Source organism: Paraburkholderia panacisoli, assembly GCF_008369935.1.
GTDB lineage: Bacteria > Pseudomonadota > Gammaproteobacteria > Burkholderiales > Burkholderiaceae > Paraburkholderia > Paraburkholderia panacisoli.
In genome coordinates this window covers 26,670-43,896 of the sequence record NZ_VTUZ01000062.1, presented here as the reverse complement: position 1 = coordinate 43,896, position 17,227 = coordinate 26,670, and the positions used below count along the sequence as shown (strand labels likewise).

The 17,227-nt window shown below is 59.1% G+C and carries 15 protein-coding genes and 4 pseudogenes; 11 read left to right on the top strand and 8 right to left on the bottom strand.

The genetic code is table 11. The annotated features are described in order from the left end of the window. Window positions 1–118 precede the first annotated feature (118 nt). The 3 genes and pseudogenes from FVF58_RS45540 to FVF58_RS45530 form a co-directional block, all read left to right on the top strand. Window positions 119–361 (top strand): annotated as a pseudogene (locus tag FVF58_RS45540) (ATP-binding protein); the annotation flags it as partial. Window positions 362–490: 129 nt separating this feature from the next. Beyond that, window positions 491–853: a transposase gene (locus FVF58_RS45535; protein ID WP_149676125.1), complete on the top strand. Its 363-nt coding sequence runs from the start codon at window positions 491–493 to the stop codon at window positions 851–853. Further along, entirely contained in the window at window positions 799–1,416 is a 618-nt protein-coding gene (locus FVF58_RS45530) for an IS3 family transposase (protein WP_149676124.1), read from the top strand. The genes FVF58_RS45535 and FVF58_RS45530 overlap by 55 nt, the downstream gene beginning before the upstream one ends. 47 nt (window positions 1,417–1,463) lie before the next feature. Here the strand turns inward: FVF58_RS45530 and FVF58_RS45525 are convergent, their stop codons facing one another. From FVF58_RS45525 to FVF58_RS45515, 3 genes are all read right to left on the bottom strand, one after another. Continuing rightward, on the bottom strand, window positions 1,464–3,545 hold the full coding sequence (locus FVF58_RS45525; protein WP_149676123.1) for a recombinase family protein: 2,082 nt from the start codon (window positions 3,543–3,545) through the stop codon (window positions 1,464–1,466). 276 nt (window positions 3,546–3,821) lie between these two features. Then, window positions 3,822–4,337: a helix-turn-helix domain-containing protein gene (locus FVF58_RS45520; RefSeq protein WP_246217516.1), complete on the bottom strand. Its 516-nt coding sequence runs from the start codon at window positions 4,335–4,337 to the stop codon at window positions 3,822–3,824. Window positions 4,338–4,453: 116 nt separating this feature from the next. Further along, complete coding sequence (locus tag FVF58_RS45515; RefSeq protein WP_149676122.1) at window positions 4,454–4,714, bottom strand: DUF5372 family protein; 261 nt, start codon at window positions 4,712–4,714, stop codon at window positions 4,454–4,456. 50 nt (window positions 4,715–4,764) lie between these two features. Between FVF58_RS45515 and FVF58_RS45510 the strand changes: the two are divergent. Beyond that, window positions 4,765–4,968, top strand: a pseudogene (locus FVF58_RS45510) (integrase core domain-containing protein); the annotation flags it as partial. Between the two features lie 73 nt (window positions 4,969–5,041). Continuing rightward, window positions 5,042–5,677 (top strand): annotated as a pseudogene (locus tag FVF58_RS45505) (IS30 family transposase); the annotation flags it as partial. Window positions 5,678–5,975: 298 nt separating this feature from the next. Here FVF58_RS45505 and FVF58_RS45500 read toward each other — a convergent pair. Continuing rightward, window positions 5,976–6,734, bottom strand: coding sequence for a COG4705 family protein (locus tag FVF58_RS45500; protein WP_149676120.1), 759 nt, complete (start codon window positions 6,732–6,734; stop codon window positions 5,976–5,978). Between the two features lie 1,084 nt (window positions 6,735–7,818). Here FVF58_RS45500 and FVF58_RS45495 point away from each other — a divergent pair. After that, window positions 7,819–8,043, top strand: coding sequence for a hypothetical protein (locus FVF58_RS45495; protein WP_246217514.1), 225 nt, complete (start codon window positions 7,819–7,821; stop codon window positions 8,041–8,043). 189 nt (window positions 8,044–8,232) lie between these two features. On the opposite strand, the gene FVF58_RS45490 is transcribed toward FVF58_RS45495, so the two are convergent. Then, window positions 8,233–9,042, bottom strand: a complete 810-nt coding sequence (locus FVF58_RS45490; RefSeq protein ID WP_149676119.1) for a DUF6675 family protein — start codon at window positions 9,040–9,042, stop codon at window positions 8,233–8,235. A gap of 748 nt (window positions 9,043–9,790) precedes the next feature. On the opposite strand from FVF58_RS45490, the gene FVF58_RS45480 reads away from it, so the two are divergent. After that, a complete protein-coding gene (locus FVF58_RS45480) occupies window positions 9,791–10,480 on the top strand; it encodes a ferredoxin reductase domain-containing protein (RefSeq protein WP_149676118.1) in 690 nt (229 codons plus the stop codon). A gap of 265 nt (window positions 10,481–10,745) precedes the next feature. On the opposite strand, the gene FVF58_RS45475 is transcribed toward FVF58_RS45480, so the two are convergent. After that, the gene (locus FVF58_RS45475) at window positions 10,746–12,407 is read right to left on the bottom strand and encodes a cation acetate symporter (protein ID WP_149676117.1); all 1,662 of its coding nucleotides are present in this window, start codon (window positions 12,405–12,407) and stop codon (window positions 10,746–10,748) included. Continuing rightward, window positions 12,404–12,709: a DUF485 domain-containing protein gene (locus tag FVF58_RS45470; RefSeq protein ID WP_149676116.1), complete on the bottom strand. Its 306-nt coding sequence runs from the start codon at window positions 12,707–12,709 to the stop codon at window positions 12,404–12,406. Before FVF58_RS45470 ends, FVF58_RS45475 begins: the two co-directional genes overlap by 4 nt. Before the next feature lie 394 nt (window positions 12,710–13,103). Here FVF58_RS45470 and FVF58_RS52045 point away from each other — a divergent pair, with 394 nt between their 5' ends. After that, a complete protein-coding gene (locus FVF58_RS52045; RefSeq protein WP_188131160.1) occupies window positions 13,104–13,838 on the top strand; it encodes a hypothetical protein in 735 nt (244 codons plus the stop codon). A gap of 1,191 nt (window positions 13,839–15,029) precedes the next feature. Here the strand turns inward: FVF58_RS52045 and FVF58_RS45460 are convergent. Continuing rightward, window positions 15,030–15,440: a cupin domain-containing protein gene (locus FVF58_RS45460; RefSeq protein WP_149676115.1), complete on the bottom strand. Its 411-nt coding sequence runs from the start codon at window positions 15,438–15,440 to the stop codon at window positions 15,030–15,032. Window positions 15,441–15,635: 195 nt separating this feature from the next. Here FVF58_RS45460 and FVF58_RS52375 point away from each other — a divergent pair, with 195 nt between their 5' ends. The 3 genes and pseudogenes from FVF58_RS52375 to FVF58_RS45445 all read left to right on the top strand — a co-directional run bounded on the left by FVF58_RS52375 (window position 15,636) and on the right by FVF58_RS45445 (window position 17,227). Next, entirely contained in the window at window positions 15,636–16,121 is a 486-nt protein-coding gene (locus FVF58_RS52375) for a helix-turn-helix domain-containing protein (protein ID WP_223191227.1), read from the top strand. A gap of 67 nt (window positions 16,122–16,188) precedes the next feature. After that, a pseudogene (locus tag FVF58_RS54590) lies at window positions 16,189–16,269 on the top strand (oxidoreductase); the annotation flags it as partial. A 262-nt stretch (window positions 16,270–16,531) separates the two neighbouring features. Continuing rightward, window positions 16,532–17,227 (top strand): NADPH-dependent F420 reductase, encoded by a 696-nt coding sequence (locus tag FVF58_RS45445; RefSeq protein ID WP_149676114.1) that lies wholly within the window; start codon window positions 16,532–16,534, stop codon window positions 17,225–17,227.

Below are 17,227 nucleotides of genomic sequence, written 5' to 3'. Positions count from 1 at the left end.
GGAAGGCGATCAGAAAGCCATAGACCGCCTGCTCCAGCGGCTCGAAGATACGCCGACGCCCGATCGGCTTGCCTCGTCAAAGAACAAGAGACGTTGATAAAAAAACCTTCAATTCCACATAATGACCAGCAATCTGCCATTCGGCCAGTGGGACCAGACCTTCGCCGACGACGCGACGCTCACGGCAGCGCTCCTCGATCGACTGCTTCATCACGCACACGTCGTACCGATCTCTGGCGACTCGTACAGGCTGAAGGAAAAACGTCAGGCCGGCATGATCAACCGCATTCCACCGCCGCACTTAAACGACGCGGACGACGTCAAACGCAAACGCAACTCGAAGGAGGCATCACCCAGCTAATAACCGCATCAGCAGGTGTATCAAATTCCAATTGCGTTTGCGTTCGAAGTGGAGTGAACCCCTGAGGCTGGACCGGGCGAGGTTCGGAAAGTGATACGCTTGTTGGGCCTTCACTTGAAGGAGAAGGTCATGCCAGCAAGAGGTTCTTATCGGCGCCACAGCGGTGAATTCAAACTGCAATTGTGCACGGACATCCGCACCGGCAAGATCGGGCGTCGTGATGCAAGCCGAACTCACGGGCTTTCGGCCAATCTTCTACAGCTCTGGTTGACGCAGTACGACCGCGGCGATCTGAACGAAGAAGAGGCTGCGGCCAGCGTCGTTGCAGAATACGAAGCGAAGGTCGCCGCGCTCGAACGCAAGGTTGGCCAGTTGACGATGGAACTCGATCTACTTAAAAAAAGTCCGAGGCTGCGTCTCGTGAGCGACGGCGCACCATCATCCATTGTGAGCGGCCCACATCCTGCTCGATCAGGCAAGGATGCAAAATGATCGACCTCGCACGTAGTACCTTCTACTACCGCTCCACGGCCCACGAAGTGGCGCTGTCAGATGACCAGCTGGTTGATCTGATCGGCGACATCCATGACGAATTTCCCGGGTATGGCTATCGTCGTGTCACCCTCGAGCTCTGCCATCGAGGCTACAGGGTCAACCACAAGCGGATTGCGCGGGTCATGCGTGAACGCCATCTGAGTGTTAAGCACAGACGCCGCTTCGTTCGGACAACGGACAGCAATCACAGTAATCCGGTATTTCCCAACCTGTATCGCAACCGGATTCCAACAAACCCGAATGAGGTGTGGGTGGCGGACATAACGTATATCGGCCTGGCGTCCGGATTTGCGTATCTCGCAGCAATTATTGACGCCTGTAGTCGACGCATCGTCGGCTACGCCGTGAGCCGTTACATCGATACAGAACTGGCGCTCGCCGCACTCGATGCTGCGGTCGAGAGTCGACGACCCGAGCCCGGCCGTTGCATCCATCATAGCGACAGGGGTTGTCAATACGCTAGTGCGGCCTACCGGGAAGCGTTGGGCCACTACGGCTGATCGGGTCCATGAGTGCAGTCGGAAACCCCTATGACAAGGAGTAGGCTTCACATTGCACCTTGTCCGGTAGCTGGAGCGACGACGGTCGCTCGCGTTGTTTTGCTTCCACCCGCGCCCCTCACAAGCACGACGTCGCCCGGAGGCTCGTACAGGCATCGGTGATCATGTCCGTAAATCTGGCGCCGTAGAAGCCCTTGTCGCCCCCACTGATGAATCGTCGTCTGGCTAACTTCGAGCTGCGCAGCTAGCTCTGCGCCCGTAAGCAGACCGCGCGAGCGCAATCGCTCATAACGGCTCGGCAGTCTGTATGTCGTCCGAATCAGTGCGACCTTCCTGGCAGTAAATGCCTGATGCTGCCAGTTTGTATAGCCGAGTTCGTTGAGTCGCGAAGCAACCTGCTGATCGGTACATGTCTCGAGAAGCTCATCGATGACCGAGACGACAGCCGGTTGTGTCTTGCGAACAAGTGCCATCGGTCTGGGTTTATCGACTTCGAGCGACGTTGTGCGGCCGCCCCGGAAACGCACGTGAATCGAGATCTTCTCCGACTTTACAAGGGTAACATCTTCAATCAGGAGTCCGAGCATACGCTTGCGTTCGACGGATTCAACACGGCAGTCGTTCCATACGTTGGCGAAGTCTTCTGCGAGTGCGCGGATACGAGCGCGTGCCTCATCGCCGAGCAATCTGTGGTCTGACTGGCGTAGGCGATCATGTTCTTGCTGCAGCGCGTCGAGTCGACGCAGGCGGTCGTTCCAGTCGGCCTCAAGCGTGTCGGCAACCATCCGGTTTGCGGGATCGACATTCATATAACGACGGCGGGCGAGTTCGGCTTCGTAACGCGCGCGTTCCAGTTGTTTCAGACGCATGGAGTTGGCTTGCTCGATACGCCCGGCGATCTCGTCTTCGACTGCAAGCGCTACTTCGATGGCAGCCGGTCCAACCGTCTCCAGGAGCAATGCACCAATGGCACCATCGATTGCTCGCCCACGTATCGACTGGCACGGCTTGCCCGCGTCGTGAGCGGAGACGTCGTGACATACGTAGTACGGCTCCAGTCTTCCGCTTACCCTCTGATAGCGAACACGCATACGATTGCCGCATCGGCCGCAAATGACGCGCCCCTGTAGCAGCCCGCCTCCCTCCCGGGGAAACGTCCCTCGCACGAGTTCTGAACCAAAGCCGTTTGCACTTTGCCTGAGCGTCACCTGGTTGCGCTCGAATTCGTCCCAGTCGATATAGCCAATGTGAGCTTCGCGTATTAGAACCTGCCAGTCAGATTGCGCGACCCGCACTTGCGTATTCGTCAGGTCGGCCTTGCGTCCGGTTCTCGTACGACCGTAAACAAAGGCGCCAGCATATCGGGGATTGTGGAGGATTTGCAGCACGCGCGACGTGTTCAGCGCTCCCCAATGCACTTCACCTTTGCCGATTCCACGCCGTATCCGACGCGGGAAGGACCAGCCTTCCCGACGGAACCGGCGTACTACCATGCTTGCCGAGCGCGTTTGCCTGTAGGTATCGAACAGCAGTCGCAGGCTTGCGTGGATCTGCTGATCGGGGTCGAGCACGACCGAGCCGTTTGGATGGTACGTCAGCCCGATGGGAAGCGGTAGTTCGAGCTCACCACGCCGCGCCTTGTTTCGCATCCCTCCCTGCAGTCGCGCGTTCAGCACGTGCAACTCCGCTTCGCTCATGGTTCCCTTCAGACCGAGCAGCAGGCGATCGTTGAAGTAAGCTGGATCGTATACGCCGTCCTCGTCAAGAATCAGGGTATGTGTCAGTGCCGCAAGTTCGATGAGTCGATGCCAGTCGGCATTATTGCGAGCCAGACGGGATACTTCCAGTCCCAGGACGATTCCGGCGTGACCGATGGCGACCTCCGAGACCAGTTGCTGGAAGCCGTCCCGGTGCTCCGCGCTTGCACCTGACTGTCCCAGATCAGTGTCGATGACGTGGATGCGTTCTATGGGCCAACCCAGTGACACTGCTCGCTCACGTAACGCGTACTGGCGTTTCGTACTCTCGGTGTTCTCAAAGACCTGGCGTAGCGACGATTGGCGCACGTAGAGGAAGGCATCGCGACGCAAATGGTCGTCCGTAACCTTCTGATACCGTTCAGTAGACATGGGCGAGCTCCGAATGGGTCCGTAGAACGAGGTTGGCGAGTAGGCGTACGAATTCATCGCCGGCCGGCAATGAGCCCAAACACTGCGCGGGGCGAGGCAAGGCGGTGTCTATCGCCACTGTTGACTGCACGAGCACAGGAAGTCCACGGAGCATTCCGTGATAGCGCAGTGCTGCAGCGCCCTCGGGGCGCGGCGTGCCGTTGATCACCGCGTTGCGTAGGGCCTCGTAAGCGACAGTCAAGGCTTGCGCGAAGGGGACGGCGGCACTGGTTGGCTCTACGGTTTTTTTTTGCGCGCGATCGCGCGTTCTATGCTGCGAGGGTGGACCGAGATGCCGAGCTCGGACTCCAGTTGCCCGGCTAATGTTCGGGCGTGAATCGCACCGTCGTCTTCGACATGGCGTTCGACGAATTCCATCGCCTCGAGATTGAGCTTGTGCGCACCCTTGGGCCCACGCTGCTTCGGAACGAGCCCTGCCAGGCCATCGCGAGCAAACGCGGCCTCGGCCTGATAGAAGGTCGGTCGGGACACACCGAACAGCGCTGCAGCGTCGGCCTTCGATGCGCCGTCGACGCTGACGTGGCGCAGCATCTCGTACTTGACTTGAATCAGGTCGCGTGCGTCGAAGAAGTCGCTCGACTGGAACCAGGGCGCCAACACCCTCTCTGGATGCGGATTCAGTACGCCGAGGCGTTTGAGGCGTTCCAGCTTTGAGTCGAGCTTGGTCAAAATCGTGGCGCCAATATAAAACCGTGTGTAATTTAAAATATGCCGCACAAAGACCGATGTCAAGGTCAATCCACAATTGAAAGTCAACAAATTTGGCTGTAATTATGGGAAGCTTTGTGCGTCTACTTTGTCCTCGATGATATCGAACGGCGGAATTTATCTTACATACGCGGCAGAATTTACTTGACACGATCCAAGACCTCCAGCCTTAGGTCGTCGATCAGCACGCGCAACCTTCGAAGGTCATCGACCCGAAAGGCGGAGCGTCCCGCCGCAGCCTGCGTGAAAACGTCTGGCCCATCCACGTCGGTCCATGAGGCCAATATGGAGACCAACTGGCCACGTTCGTCGTAGAACATGACACGGTCTTCTCCCCAGTTAATGCGCCGGGTAGCCAACTGGACCTGGGTCCCACGCCGAGGGTGAAAGGGATGGGTGATCTCGACCGTTACGGTCGCACAACCGTCGTCACGACAAGCAGTTGCTGACTTACGATAACGCGCAGGCAGAGAGCTTTATGAAGACCCTCAAGGTCGAGGAAATCTATCTCGCCGCGTACGAGACCTTCGCGGACGTCACGTCCAGGCTTCCCGTGTTTCTGGAAGACGTGTACAACGCACGACGTATGCACTCGTCGTTAGGTTATCTGTCGCCCACGCAATTTGAGGATCGACTCGCCCGGCAAGCGGCTTAGTTTTTGGCCAAACCCCGGTCCAGCCTCAGGGGTTCACTCCAAAGCTGTATCAACTTGAGATTGCGTTTGACACAGTCTCTTCATCCAGGCCCGGGGCGCCTTGAAGAAGGAATTGCTCGAACACTTGCGGCGCACCCGGGCCATGCGCCGTTCGCGCCATCACACGCTGAAGACGCAGGATCACGGCGGGATTCACGACACGGTATCGATCAGCGAGCGCCCCGCGACCGTTGAAGACCGCGCGGTACCGGGCCACTGGGAAGGTGATCTGCTGTGCGGTAGCGGCAGCAGCCAGATTGCAACACTCGTCGAACGCCAGACACGTTACGTCATGCTGATCAAGATAGCCAGCAAGGACAACGAGACAGTCGTCAATGCACTCATCGGACATGCCGGCAAATTGCCCCAGGAACTTTATAAATCTCTGAAATGGGATCGGGGAACGGAGATGGCCGGGCACAAACGCTTCACCGTGCCCACTGATATCCAGGTCTACTTCTGCGATCCCCAGCATCCATGGCAGCGCGGATCGAACGAAAATACAAACGGGCTATTAAGGCAGTACTTCCCCAAAGACACCGACCTGTCAATGCATTCGCAAGCCAATCTCAATGCTGTGGCAAGACGATTGAACGAGCGTCCGAGAAAGACACTGAACTACGAGACGCCCGCCCAACGATTCCAGCAAACTATTGCATCCACCGGTTGAGTCCGCCGGGTGCAACGGTCATCGTTGCTCCTGCGGCCGCCGTCACGGTCATCGACCATGCCCCTCACTGTCACTCGCTCGCCAGCGCGAATCATAGACCCGCGCCGGGAATAACGGTGGTCAAATCTGTCGGGCTCGCGGTCGAATACATCGCTTGCTGCGAAGTTCGCATATGACTCCAAGTCAGAGTGCTGCAGGATAAGTCGCCTGATACGACCGCTGAAGGCTGTCGCGGAGACAGGCGTTACGAACGGGTTGAACGGGGCCGCACAAGGTGTGCGGCTGCCTGGAATATCAATCAATGAGCGGCCTTTGCTGCTCTTTGCCTGAAGACCATCAAACTGGTCAGGATGAAGCCTAGAAGCGCGATCGAAGCGGCATAACGGTTCATCGCCAGACCACCATGGTCGATTGGCTTGTCGAGAAAGTCACCGAGCGCCGCTCCGAGCGGACGAGTCAGAATGAACGCGGCCCAGAAGAGTATCGTCGATGAGATGTTGGTCCAGTAGTGCGCTACAACGAGCACCAGCAGCAGGCCACCGAAAACAATGGCCGCGCCGCTGTAGCCGAGCGCAACTGTGTCAGCAGTCCAGTCGCCCAACGCGGTGCCGAGCGTCTGGGAAAACATGATCGTCACCCAGTAAAACATCTCCGCCCTGGGTGAAGATACAGTCGTCACAGATACCGAACCCATCATCTTGTACCAAGTGAAGAGCGAGCCCAGCAGCAAAACGAGAAGGATCGTACTTCCGCCGGCGTAGCCGATCCCGAGAGATCGGTCGGAAAAGTCTGCAAGCGTCGTACCGACTGTCGTGGTGGCGACGATGGTTACCCAGTAAAGAATCGGATTAAACCGGTTCGCCCGAATCTGGGCGCTGACAGCGGCGAAGAATATCACCGCGAAAATGATCGTGCCGACAAGGTAGCCCAGATTCATCGACATCGAGACTGCATCTCCGCCGGTCTCGCCTAGTGTCGTCGCTGCGATCTTGACGATCCAGAAACCAAGCGTGACCTCAGGCACCTTGGTCATCGCCATGTGCTTCGTTGTGTCCATATTCCCTCATGTAGGCAGTCCAGGGGGCCCGTCACAGACATGCAGAGACGCGGCGCTGAAAGCGCAAACTTCGAGTCTTCTTCGCAATGTGTGACATCCCTTTAAGAAAAGTAAGGCAATGATGGGTTTAAGTGTGCGGGACGCTTCCTTAAGAAAACCTGAGGCGCGACCGTGCTTTCTTGCAAAAGCGCTCGCGCGGCCTAAATAAGCTTTGCTGATCCGGACCGACAATGACCAAAGATAGAGACGCCGCGTCAAACCTCGTAGCAGGGACGGATGCAAAGGCGAGTTGTACGCATTAAGCAGGATGGACACATCGGGACCATTGACGCGCGGGACGTTCGCGACACTTCTCGACTGGGCGCTCGGTGTGCGGGCAGGACAGCCGACGATTTCAGCGCTTGCTCATACACGCGCACCAGCGCTGCCAAAATCGCGCCCTCTTCAAAATCAACGTCAGGGTGCGTCCCCGTAACAACCCATGTCGACCGTCCACTCTTCCGGTGCGACAAGAATGAATCGCGCGACAAGCAGGTCCGGATCTCACGGCGCGCGCAAACGCGCCATTGGAAGCAATCGGCCTTCAGGCCGCGGGCGACGTGGCGCGATCAACTACGGCGACGCCGTTATACCCACAACTTGACGCAACTTTGCTGCCGCGACGACGAACGGCGATTTCGTCAGTTTTCCTTAAGGTCGTGCGTGAATACAGCCGGATGTTATGGCAAGTACGCGGAGGACGTCATACGCACTTGCTTCATAAACTTGCTCTGTTATGACACCCACCCCATACGTAGTTGAATAATCCGCATGCAATAACGACGCGCTCTTCTCGCTAGCTGGTCAATCTCCGGTCGTCCGTTGCGACGCAATCCAAGCGAGGCATTCTTTAGCGGCGCCCCGAATATCTGATCCTCCTACCCGTTTACTCGACACGCGTCTCACGGCATCCGATTTGCCGATTTCACCCAGCTACATCGCATCGCGGGTTGCCCACCGCGAGGCAGCGTCATGCTCTGTGACAGGCGACCCGCTGCCTGACCATCGACACCCCGCGACTCAACTTTCAAAGGAGGCCAAGCCAATGAAAATCGTCTATGCCGCCGGCGGGGCCGTGCCGGCCGGCGTCGAAACTGATCTGAACATCGTCGTCGCTGCCGACGGGACGCTCATCGAATCCGTTGTCTACAGGGCGGTCATCGTGTCAGGCGCGAGCGGGGACGGCAAAGTAACGTGTCCAATGGGTTGCGAGCAAGGTGTGCAAGAAAGCTTTGAAGGGAAAAAGGTCGTGGTCTCCGGCTTCCGTTAGTCGATGGGTGGGAGAAACGGAGTCCGCACAAGCGGGAATTATTGAGCTACTGACAGTTTTCGACCCGGACGAACAACACCGGGAAGTGTGAGACCGTACACCGCGGCCGCGTACTGCAGGAAAGCGCGCGAGAGCGCCGCAGCAAGCGATTGACGCATCGACGAGGGGCCTGTTGCGTCACGACCCAAGTCATCGCACGGCCGGTGGTTCCGCGTCGGTCGGAACGCCGGCCAGGTGCCGGAACAGTGCCAGCGCCCGGTTCGCCGTAGAGGCCTCGTGCCCGCTCGCAATAAAACTGCTGGCTTGCCGGTCGATGCGCACGAGAATATACAAGCCCCATATTTCGTCCGCCTGGCGCTGTGCGAACACTACCGTCTGCAGCGCCGCCGGCTGGAACACTGTCAGTCCGAACGCACGGACCGGCGACACATTTTCCTCGGCCAGCGCCACCCGGTGCGGACTGCGCTCCAGCACCCGCACCCGGTACACCATGGGGCCGGAGCGGCTGTCGTCCACCCAATAGTAAAAGGTTCGACCGGCTTGCAGTTCCGACGGGCGGAAATCATCCCGCCGTCTCCCGGCCTCCGCGGGTCCGGCCAGCGCTGCGGCGTCCAGGAACAAGGGACGCCACTTCTTGTCGGTCGTGGACCAGTAGCGCACAGTTCGCAGGGTGGAGACCGCCCCGGCACGTGTCAACAGCGTCTCGGGACCGTCGGCGACGCGGGCCAACCCCGCGAGCGCGACGACAACCCGGGAGCGAGACGCGGCAGGCCATCCGGTGCACGAGGACGGCCGCCACACACTCGTATCGAGCTCCTCGCCGCGCAGGATCGAAATCGCGGGTTGCGCGCCCAGCGACGCGTAGGCCGGCACCGGCGGTGTCCCGCACGGCGGCGTCGGCAACGGGGTTGCCATGGCGAAGCCGGCGGCAGCCACCAGTGGCGCGCAGCGGGCGGCTGCCTTCAGGCAATACGTACCGCGAGGACGTGCAACGTTCATCCGCACTTGCCTCCCAGCAGCGGCTCGGCCAGAAACTTGACGACGTAGATCGATTCAGCTCCGATGTTGCAATATCTCAGCGCGACGTAGCGGCGCATCAAGGGCGAAAGATCCCAAAGCCTACATCCGAGATCGGCCGGGCAAGTCGTTCGTTCGCCGGCATCCCTTTGACGTTCAGGTCCTCGATAACCACCGCTTGGTTCTCGCGGCAGAGCCGAGTCGTGAACTTGTACATGAAATCCGCTTTGAGGTGCGCGATGCTTGGGACGCCTTGCCAAGGATACAGCTGTCTTCATCTATTGACGACGGCGAAAACGATTCCTCGCTCGCCTGTTTGCAGTGGTCGAACGTGACGCATCGTTGCGGGTCGACAGGCCTTGTAAAGCGGACAGGAGCTATAGTGCCTTCTCCCGCCCGCTAGATAAAGTTGAAGTTTTTTATCGTGTGCATTAGCGATCGTGCATGGATCGGTGTGAAAGCAGCAGCATTGCCGGGACACTCTTGATGGACATACCGTTCCCGAGTGAATTTACTAAGATATGCAAAGTATCGCAAACGTGATGTAATCGATAGTCAGAAAGTACGTTCTGAAAATACCAGCCTTGCACTAATCGCTCAACGCCTTTAACCACGCGGGTTTCAACGCCCGATCATCACTGCGGATTCGCTACAACCCGGCTCACCTCTCCCTCCCTTACAGGGTATCGGCTAGAGTTCCATCTGTGATGCAGGTCCTAATGGAGAAGACATGCGCGACAACCTGATTCCCGTCATCGTGGGCCGGAAATGGCAAATTGCTAAGGGGTACCATGCCGTTGAACTTCGAACAACGTCCAAATCGGCGCTTCCGCCGTTTAACGATGGGTCGTGCGTCACTCTCTTTCTGAATAGCGCTGGCGACAAGCAAAGAATTTATCCTTTGCTCCGCGTTTCGTCCGTGTCCGATGGTTACGTGGTAGGCATGAGACAAGAAGGTGATGGCAGAACGGATAGTCTGCTATCCAAGTTTCCGTTGAATGAACGAGACGAAGTGTTTGTCGGCACCCCCAAAAGCGCGCCGACAATTTTGGACGATCGTGCGCGATCTATCCTGTTTGCCGGCGGAATCGGCGCAGCATCGATCGCGGGAATCGCGAAGCGGCTTGCATCGGCGGGGCAAAGGTTCGAGGTGCACAACTTCGCCCGATCGGCCGACCGCGCAGTTCTTCGAGAAGAATTTGACGCGCTTCAAAGTCACGGTAAGGTCTATCACCATTTCGGCCTGCCCGATGATCTATTCGCGCAGAAGAGCTCCCACGCAATGAGTCCAACTCATGCCAACACACAGATTTACTGCAGCGGCCCACCTGCTTTCATGGATCTCATTGAGCGCCAAGCCCGCGAATGGGTGTATGCAGCGAACGTTCATAAAATCGCCCTTGGCGACCAAACGGCATAGTCAGCGGCAGTGCGACGGCACGGTGACTGAGGCGCGCTTTCCGCAGTTGATGGACCTTCATCCGCCGTTCGGATCGGCGCCGCGGCGATGACCGCTCCCGAGTGCCGACCGGACCTGCGAGTGGCCGTTCGCGCGCGGCATCAAGCGGCGCCTTGCGGGCGGATGTACCAAGAAAGCCTGTCGGTTCGGGGGCGAGCGCAGCGGACGCGATATTAACGTTCTCGCCGAGTAATTACCTCGCCCCTTCGAAGTGTGCAAGGCCTATTTAGTGGCTCGCGCTCTCCACCGCGCCGATGCCGGTTTCCGAGCGCACGCTTTGCGCCTCGAACCCGGCCCGGTCGATACGTGCGCGAGCGGACTTGTCGGTCACCGAGAAGATCCAGATGCCGGCGAAGCCGATCACCATCGAGAAGAGCGCGGGCGACGCGTAGGGAAACGGGGCGTTCGCGTGGTGGAACACGTCGACCCACACAGCCTTGGAGAGGACCGTCAGCAGCACCGCCGAGAGCAGCCCAAGGAAGCCGCCGATGGCGGCACCGCGCGTCGTGCAGCCGCGCCATAGCACGGACATGAACAGGACCGGGAAATTGGCCGAGGCCGCCACCGCGAAGGCAAGCGACACCATGAATGCGATGTTCTGCTTCTCGAACACGATGCCCAGCACGACCGCAACGATGCCCAGTACGACCGTGGTGACGCGCGAAACGCGCAGTTCGCTTGCGCTCGATGCCTTGCCGTGCTTGAACACGGTCGCATACAGATCGTGCGACACCGCCGACGCGCCGGCGAGCGTGAGGCCCGCGACGACGGCGAGGATGGTCGCGAATGCGACGGCCGAGATAAAACCGAGGAACACGTTGCCGCCGACCGCACTCGCCAGATGCACGGCGGCCATGTTGGCACCGCCGAGCAGCTTGCCGCCCGCGTCCTTGAAGACCGGATTGGTGCTCACCAGCACAATCGCGCCAAAGCCGATGATGAAGGTGAGGATGTAGAAGTAGCCGATCCAGGTGGTCGCCCAGAACACCGACTTACGTGCTTCCTTCGCGTTGGGAACGGTGAAGAAGCGCATCAGAATGTGCGGCAGGCCGGCTGTGCCGAACATCAGCGCGATGCCGAACGAGATCGCCGAGATCGGATCCTTGATGAAGTTGCCCGGCCCCATGATCGACGCCTTCTTCTCGTGCACCTCGACAGCCTTCGCGAAGAGCGCCTCCGGGCTAAAATTGAATTGCCAGAGCACCATGAACGCCATGAACGAAGCGCCCGCGAGGAGCAGGCACGCCTTGATGATCTGCACCCAGGTGGTCGCGGTCATGCCGCCGAAGAGCACGTACACCATCATCAGTGCGCCGACGATCACCACCGCGATCCAGTAGTCGAGGCCGAACAGCAGCTTGATGAGCTGTCCCGCGCCCACCATTTGCGCGATCAGGTAAAACGCCACCACGACGAGCGTGCCCGATGCGGCGAACGCGCGTATCGGGGTTTGCTTGAAGCGGTAGGCGGCCACATCGGCGAACGTGAAGCGGCCGAGATTGCGCAGTCGTTCGGCCATCAGGAACGTGATGATCGGCCAGCCCACCAGAAAGCCGATCGAATAGATGAGGCCGTCATATCCGTTCGCGTAGACTGCGGCCGAGATACCGAGGAACGACGCTGCGGACATGAAGTCGCCTGCGATCGCAAGGCCGTTCTGAAAGCCGGTAATGCCGCCGCCCGCGGTGTAGAACTCGGCGGCCGAGCGCGTCTTCTTGGCGGCCCATTTGGTGATGAAGAGCGTCGCAATCACGAACAGCATGAACATGCTGATCGCGGTCCAGTTGGTCGCCTGCTTGACCGCTTGGCCGAGGTCGGCGCCTGCAGCGAAGCAGCTGGCCGAAGCGGCGAACAGCCCGCTTACGGCGAGGAATTGTCGGGCCTTCATGCGGCCTCCCGCTTGATCTGGTCGGTGAGTTCGTCGTAGTTGCGGTTGGCGTGGCGCACATAGAGGCCGGTGATCACCACGGTGAACGCGATCACAAAAAGTCCGATCGGCATGCCCCACGTCATCACCCCCGCACCCATCTTCGCGGCAAGCAAGTCCTTGTCGAAGGCGATGAGCAGCACGTAGCCGTAGTAGACGACCAGCACGAGGGCAGTCAGAGTCCAGCCGAGCCTCGAGCGCTTTCGCACCAGTTCGCGGTATGTCGCGCTCGATTTAATTTTCTCTGCGAGTTTGAGGTCCATTTCCGTCTCCTACACGGGTATCTTTCGCTGTCTGAAAGAACGCCTTCTTTTGGGCCGCGCCGGAACGATCAGCGAGCGATATGAGTTTGGGGATCCCCATGTGGGGATGTGGTGCGATGCTCTCGCGCACGCGTTCACAGCGTGTTGTTCTTTCGATGCGCTCATGAGTACGTTAAAAGCGCCCGCTTACCGGGTTCTTACGGTGGGCGATTTCTTTCAGCAGGGTTTACGAGAAGAATTGAGCTTCCCTATGCGCTTGCCAGGCTTGGGCTGGCGCCAGTCGTCCCCCCACCGCACAACCGAATCGTCCGCGCCGGTCGCTGCAGCCTGGGAAGCTGATTCGACCGTTTGTAGTCGGCCAACCGAATGACCGTTCGCCAGACTTGAGGCGACGTTGGAACGTCCGATCTTCGTGACCAGCGAACGTCGCCTCCTGGCCGTTAGCACCAGTTCGATGAGTGTTCCGCAGAGGGAGCGTTGGAATCCTCAACGTCAGCTTTCGGACGATCTGCGTGAACGCGTATTACCGGCCACAATCCGCCGTTCACATTCGTCGTCGATTAGACACTCAGGCGTCGGCTCGGCCCCGGTAACCGGTCAACCGATTGTCGAAGCAGAACGCGCCTTCATTGACCGAAACAGGGGGGAATCGTACAAGCAAGTAGAACACTTGGAAGGGCCAAAGGCGAATTCACGTTCGGTGAAAAAGCCCCTGGGTGGCGGGGCTCGTTCAGGCAGGCACGCTACTGACTACCCACATCGCACCTGGCAATCGCACTCTCGCACCGTCCGCGTAAGGCGCAAGCGCCTCGTGAACAAAGGTGGTGGCGGCAGAGACGACCTCTTCTGGCTGATTGCGGAACCAGCGGTTCACGGCGCCGATTTGGGTTGCTGCACCGTCCCATATCTTATGGCGGTGACGGTCTTTTGGCGCTCGAAACGCAGCCTGAAGTCGGTTTCGCCAGCATGGCTCGCCTGTGACATGCGACTGATGATGCAGCGGTATCAACGCGATGGGGCCGTTGCGACGACTGCGCAGGTCGAGCGCCTGACGTCGCTTCTCGGCCGGCAGCTACGGTCGTATCGGGACTTTGCAAAGGCCTGCGCGGCAGCGTGGGCGAAAGAGTGAGAAGGGTGTTGCCGGCTACACACTGGGGGCGGGGTGATGTCGTACACCGTTACGCGCGGCGGACGCATCGCGGACCGACTGACCTGTTTTTGGTGCTGCATGGTGCGGATCAATGTGGTGTGACTGATCGTCGGCTGCCAGACGGTGCGTGGACGAATGATTGTGGCTTGGCATACTGTTGGCATGGAATCGCTGCGGGCGATGGACATCTTCTCGTTGGCGACCAGAGCCGTGCCCCGCGTATTTTGCTGGCGGACGTTCGGGACGATGGCCGACGACCGAACGCAGATTGTCACGCCGACGAAACACCTCCTGGCGCCTATCGCCGCGACTGTAGAAATGACGATGGCGTCGCCCGTCCGGCCCCTTTGCCCAGATGTACGTGCTTCCCCCAACGAACACGATGTCGGAGTTCGAGGCAGCCGAGATATACACGTCGTTGGTTTCCGGGATTACCTCCTCCACGACTACCGGCCTCGCGGTAACGACAGCGCGGGAGGGCGGTGCTGTGACAACCGCAGCGGCCTGTGAAGCGTGAGAAACCGGTCGAGCAGCGATCTGTGTCTGTCCAGTCGTCGTGCATCCGGACAAATAGAGCGCAGTCGTGATTCCAACGATCGATGCAGCAAATCTCATATCTTTCAAACGGTGCTCCGCGTTCCGACGGGTGTGTGTCGAGCTAACGGCCGATTGAGTGAAAACTTTATGGGAGGGCGCCGGCAGTGGGAGTTTCTGGCTGAATGGGCCGCCACTAATGGCTCCGAAAAGACACTTAAGCCAACGCTAAGGAAGTCCTCGGGTATGCCGTTATCTCGGAGAACCTAACGGACGGTCGGCATATCCCGTGTCCAGGTGAGAAGCCCGGGGTCTTTAGTTCCGATGGCAGTTTGATTGGCACCGCGGCAGCTTCAAACAAACAACTGAGAACGCACCCGGCCCAACAGCCGCTGGCGGCCGGATCCGCAGTTCGAGCATAGTGTGGCAAGGCGAAGCCACTGATCTATGCCGAATTTCGGTAACCGGCCATCTACGGTCGCCCGACCGTGCTTTCACATGGGCATTCGAACGTCTGGTCCGCACCCAGACAGCAGACCGTCGCGTGTCCCTCAATACCCGCGCGTCATCGGCTAGAGGATAAATTCGCCGCTAAATGACCGTGGGCCGCACATGTCATAGTGTTCGCCGAACAGATCAATGCAATGGATCGAGAAATGGTGTGTCTGGGTCACTGGCATAAAATACAACAACGCGGAGCGAATCGCTATTGCTGCGGTTATAACCGGTCATCTTCACATGCGGTGGCTCTACCATCGCCTGACCTTGCCTCACGGTGACTGGCGCCATGCCTTCCATCTCCAGAGTGAAGGCACCCTCCAGCACATAGACCGTCACCGGAAACCGGTGTGTATGAAAGACTGTTTTATCGCCGGGTTTGAAAGTCGCTGTCAGGACACGTAGTTCCTGTTTTTCGCCTCTCGGCATGCCATCAACAATTTGCTGAAGCAGTATTTGAGGCTTGACGGCTCCCGACTCCTGTGCAGCACAAGGTAGGAAAAGGCCCACGGCGATGGCTGCTAAAGCCAGGCTGATGATCGTTTTCACTTTGTGTGATCCATTCGAGGGCCTTGCCAGGGAATTCCGAAGTATCTGGCTGATCGCCACGAGGCTGCGAGGTGCGTTCTTGATGCTAGGCGAGCGCGCGCCTCGTTAGAGGGTCGACTAGGGCCACCCGCATCAGGTAGAAGTTGGCCGCACTGTGGCATTCGACGTCGTTGCATCACTCGCTGTACCTGCTGTATGGACAACCAGATCGACCTCATCCGTATCTTCACCGCAGCGACGCAATCGGCCAGTTTACGCGAGACGGCGACCCGTCTCGGCACGTCGCCTCAGGTCGTCACACGTGCAATCCAGCAACTCGAAGAACGGCTGGGCGAAACGCTCTTTCATCGCAGCACGCGCAGCGTGCGCACACGACGCTCGGGAAGACTTTTGCCGTGCGCGCGTATGCGCTCCTGCAGTTGGTCGAGCGATATCAAGCTTGCCGTAAGTATCGACCGCAAGCCTCACCATCGCGGGAACGTCGTCCTCTTTCGTCACATCGACGACGAGCGAGGTCGCGTCGCCGCCCGCCGCTGTGATCGCCCCAACGAATTCGTCCAGTTCGGCTCGCGTTCAACAACGCAGACACGGAAGGCATCCTTGCGCCGCCCGTCGAACAGAACAACGAGCGCTTTGACATGGTGTTCGAACCGAACGTGCGCGGCGTGTTCAACAGCATGAAATACGAAGCGGAAGTCATGCTGTAACAGGGTTTTGGAAGCATTATCAACAATGCGTCGATGGGGGCGTGATCGGCTTCGAAAACGCGTCACTCTATATCGGCACGAACCATGCTGTGAGCGGAATCACGAAGACGGCATCGATCGAATGGTTCAGGCACGGCGTGCGCGTCAATGCCCTGTGTCCGGGGCTGATCGAGCGCCGTTTCATCATCGTGGCATCTGGCCGTCGGTCGAAGCGCAGCATGCGTTCGCCGCCAGCACGCCGGCGGGCCGCTTCGGATCCGCCGAGGAAATGGCGACGGTCGTCGCTTTCCTCCATCCGACGATTCGTCATATGTGTCGGGCACGCGCTGCGTCGCCTGAAGGCTCCAGTGCGGCGCGCGGCTCGTTCATTTTCAGGAGGTCATCGTGAATATCAGCATCATCGGAGCAGGAAACATCGGCAAGGTGCTCGCGCGCCGTTTCGTGGAAAGCGGGCATGCCGTGCGTATCGCGAACTCGCGCGGAGCGGCGTCGTTGGGGGACATTGCGAAGGAGACGGGCGCGACGGCAAGCGACGTGCAGGATATCGTCGCCGACGCGGACGTGATCGTCGTGACGATTCCGCAAGCGAAGGTGACGAATTTGCCGAAAGGTCTGTTCGACAACGCAAAACCGTCAGCTGTCGTCGTGGACACGGGTAACTATTACCCTCGTCAACGTGACGGGCGCATCGACGGCATCGAGACGGGCGCGCCCGAAAGCCGCTGGGTCGAGGAGCAGATCGGCCACGCCGTCGTCAAGGTGTTCAACAACATCTATGCCGCGCACCTCGAAGGGATGGGCAAGCCCGCTGGCACGTCGGGACGCATCGCGCTGCCCGTGGCAGGCGACAACCCGAAGGCGAAGGAAGTCGTGTTCAGACTCGTCGATCAGATCGGCTTCGACCCAGTAGACGCAGGCACGATTGCTGCCTCGTGGAGGCAGCAGCCCGGCTCGCCTGTCTATACGGGCGATTTCGATGTACACGGCGTCAAAGATGCGCTGGCGCGCGCGACGAAGGAGCGCACCGAAAGCTGGAAGGCGACGCACGCAAGTCCTGGCACGTTTGATCGTCCGGCCTGA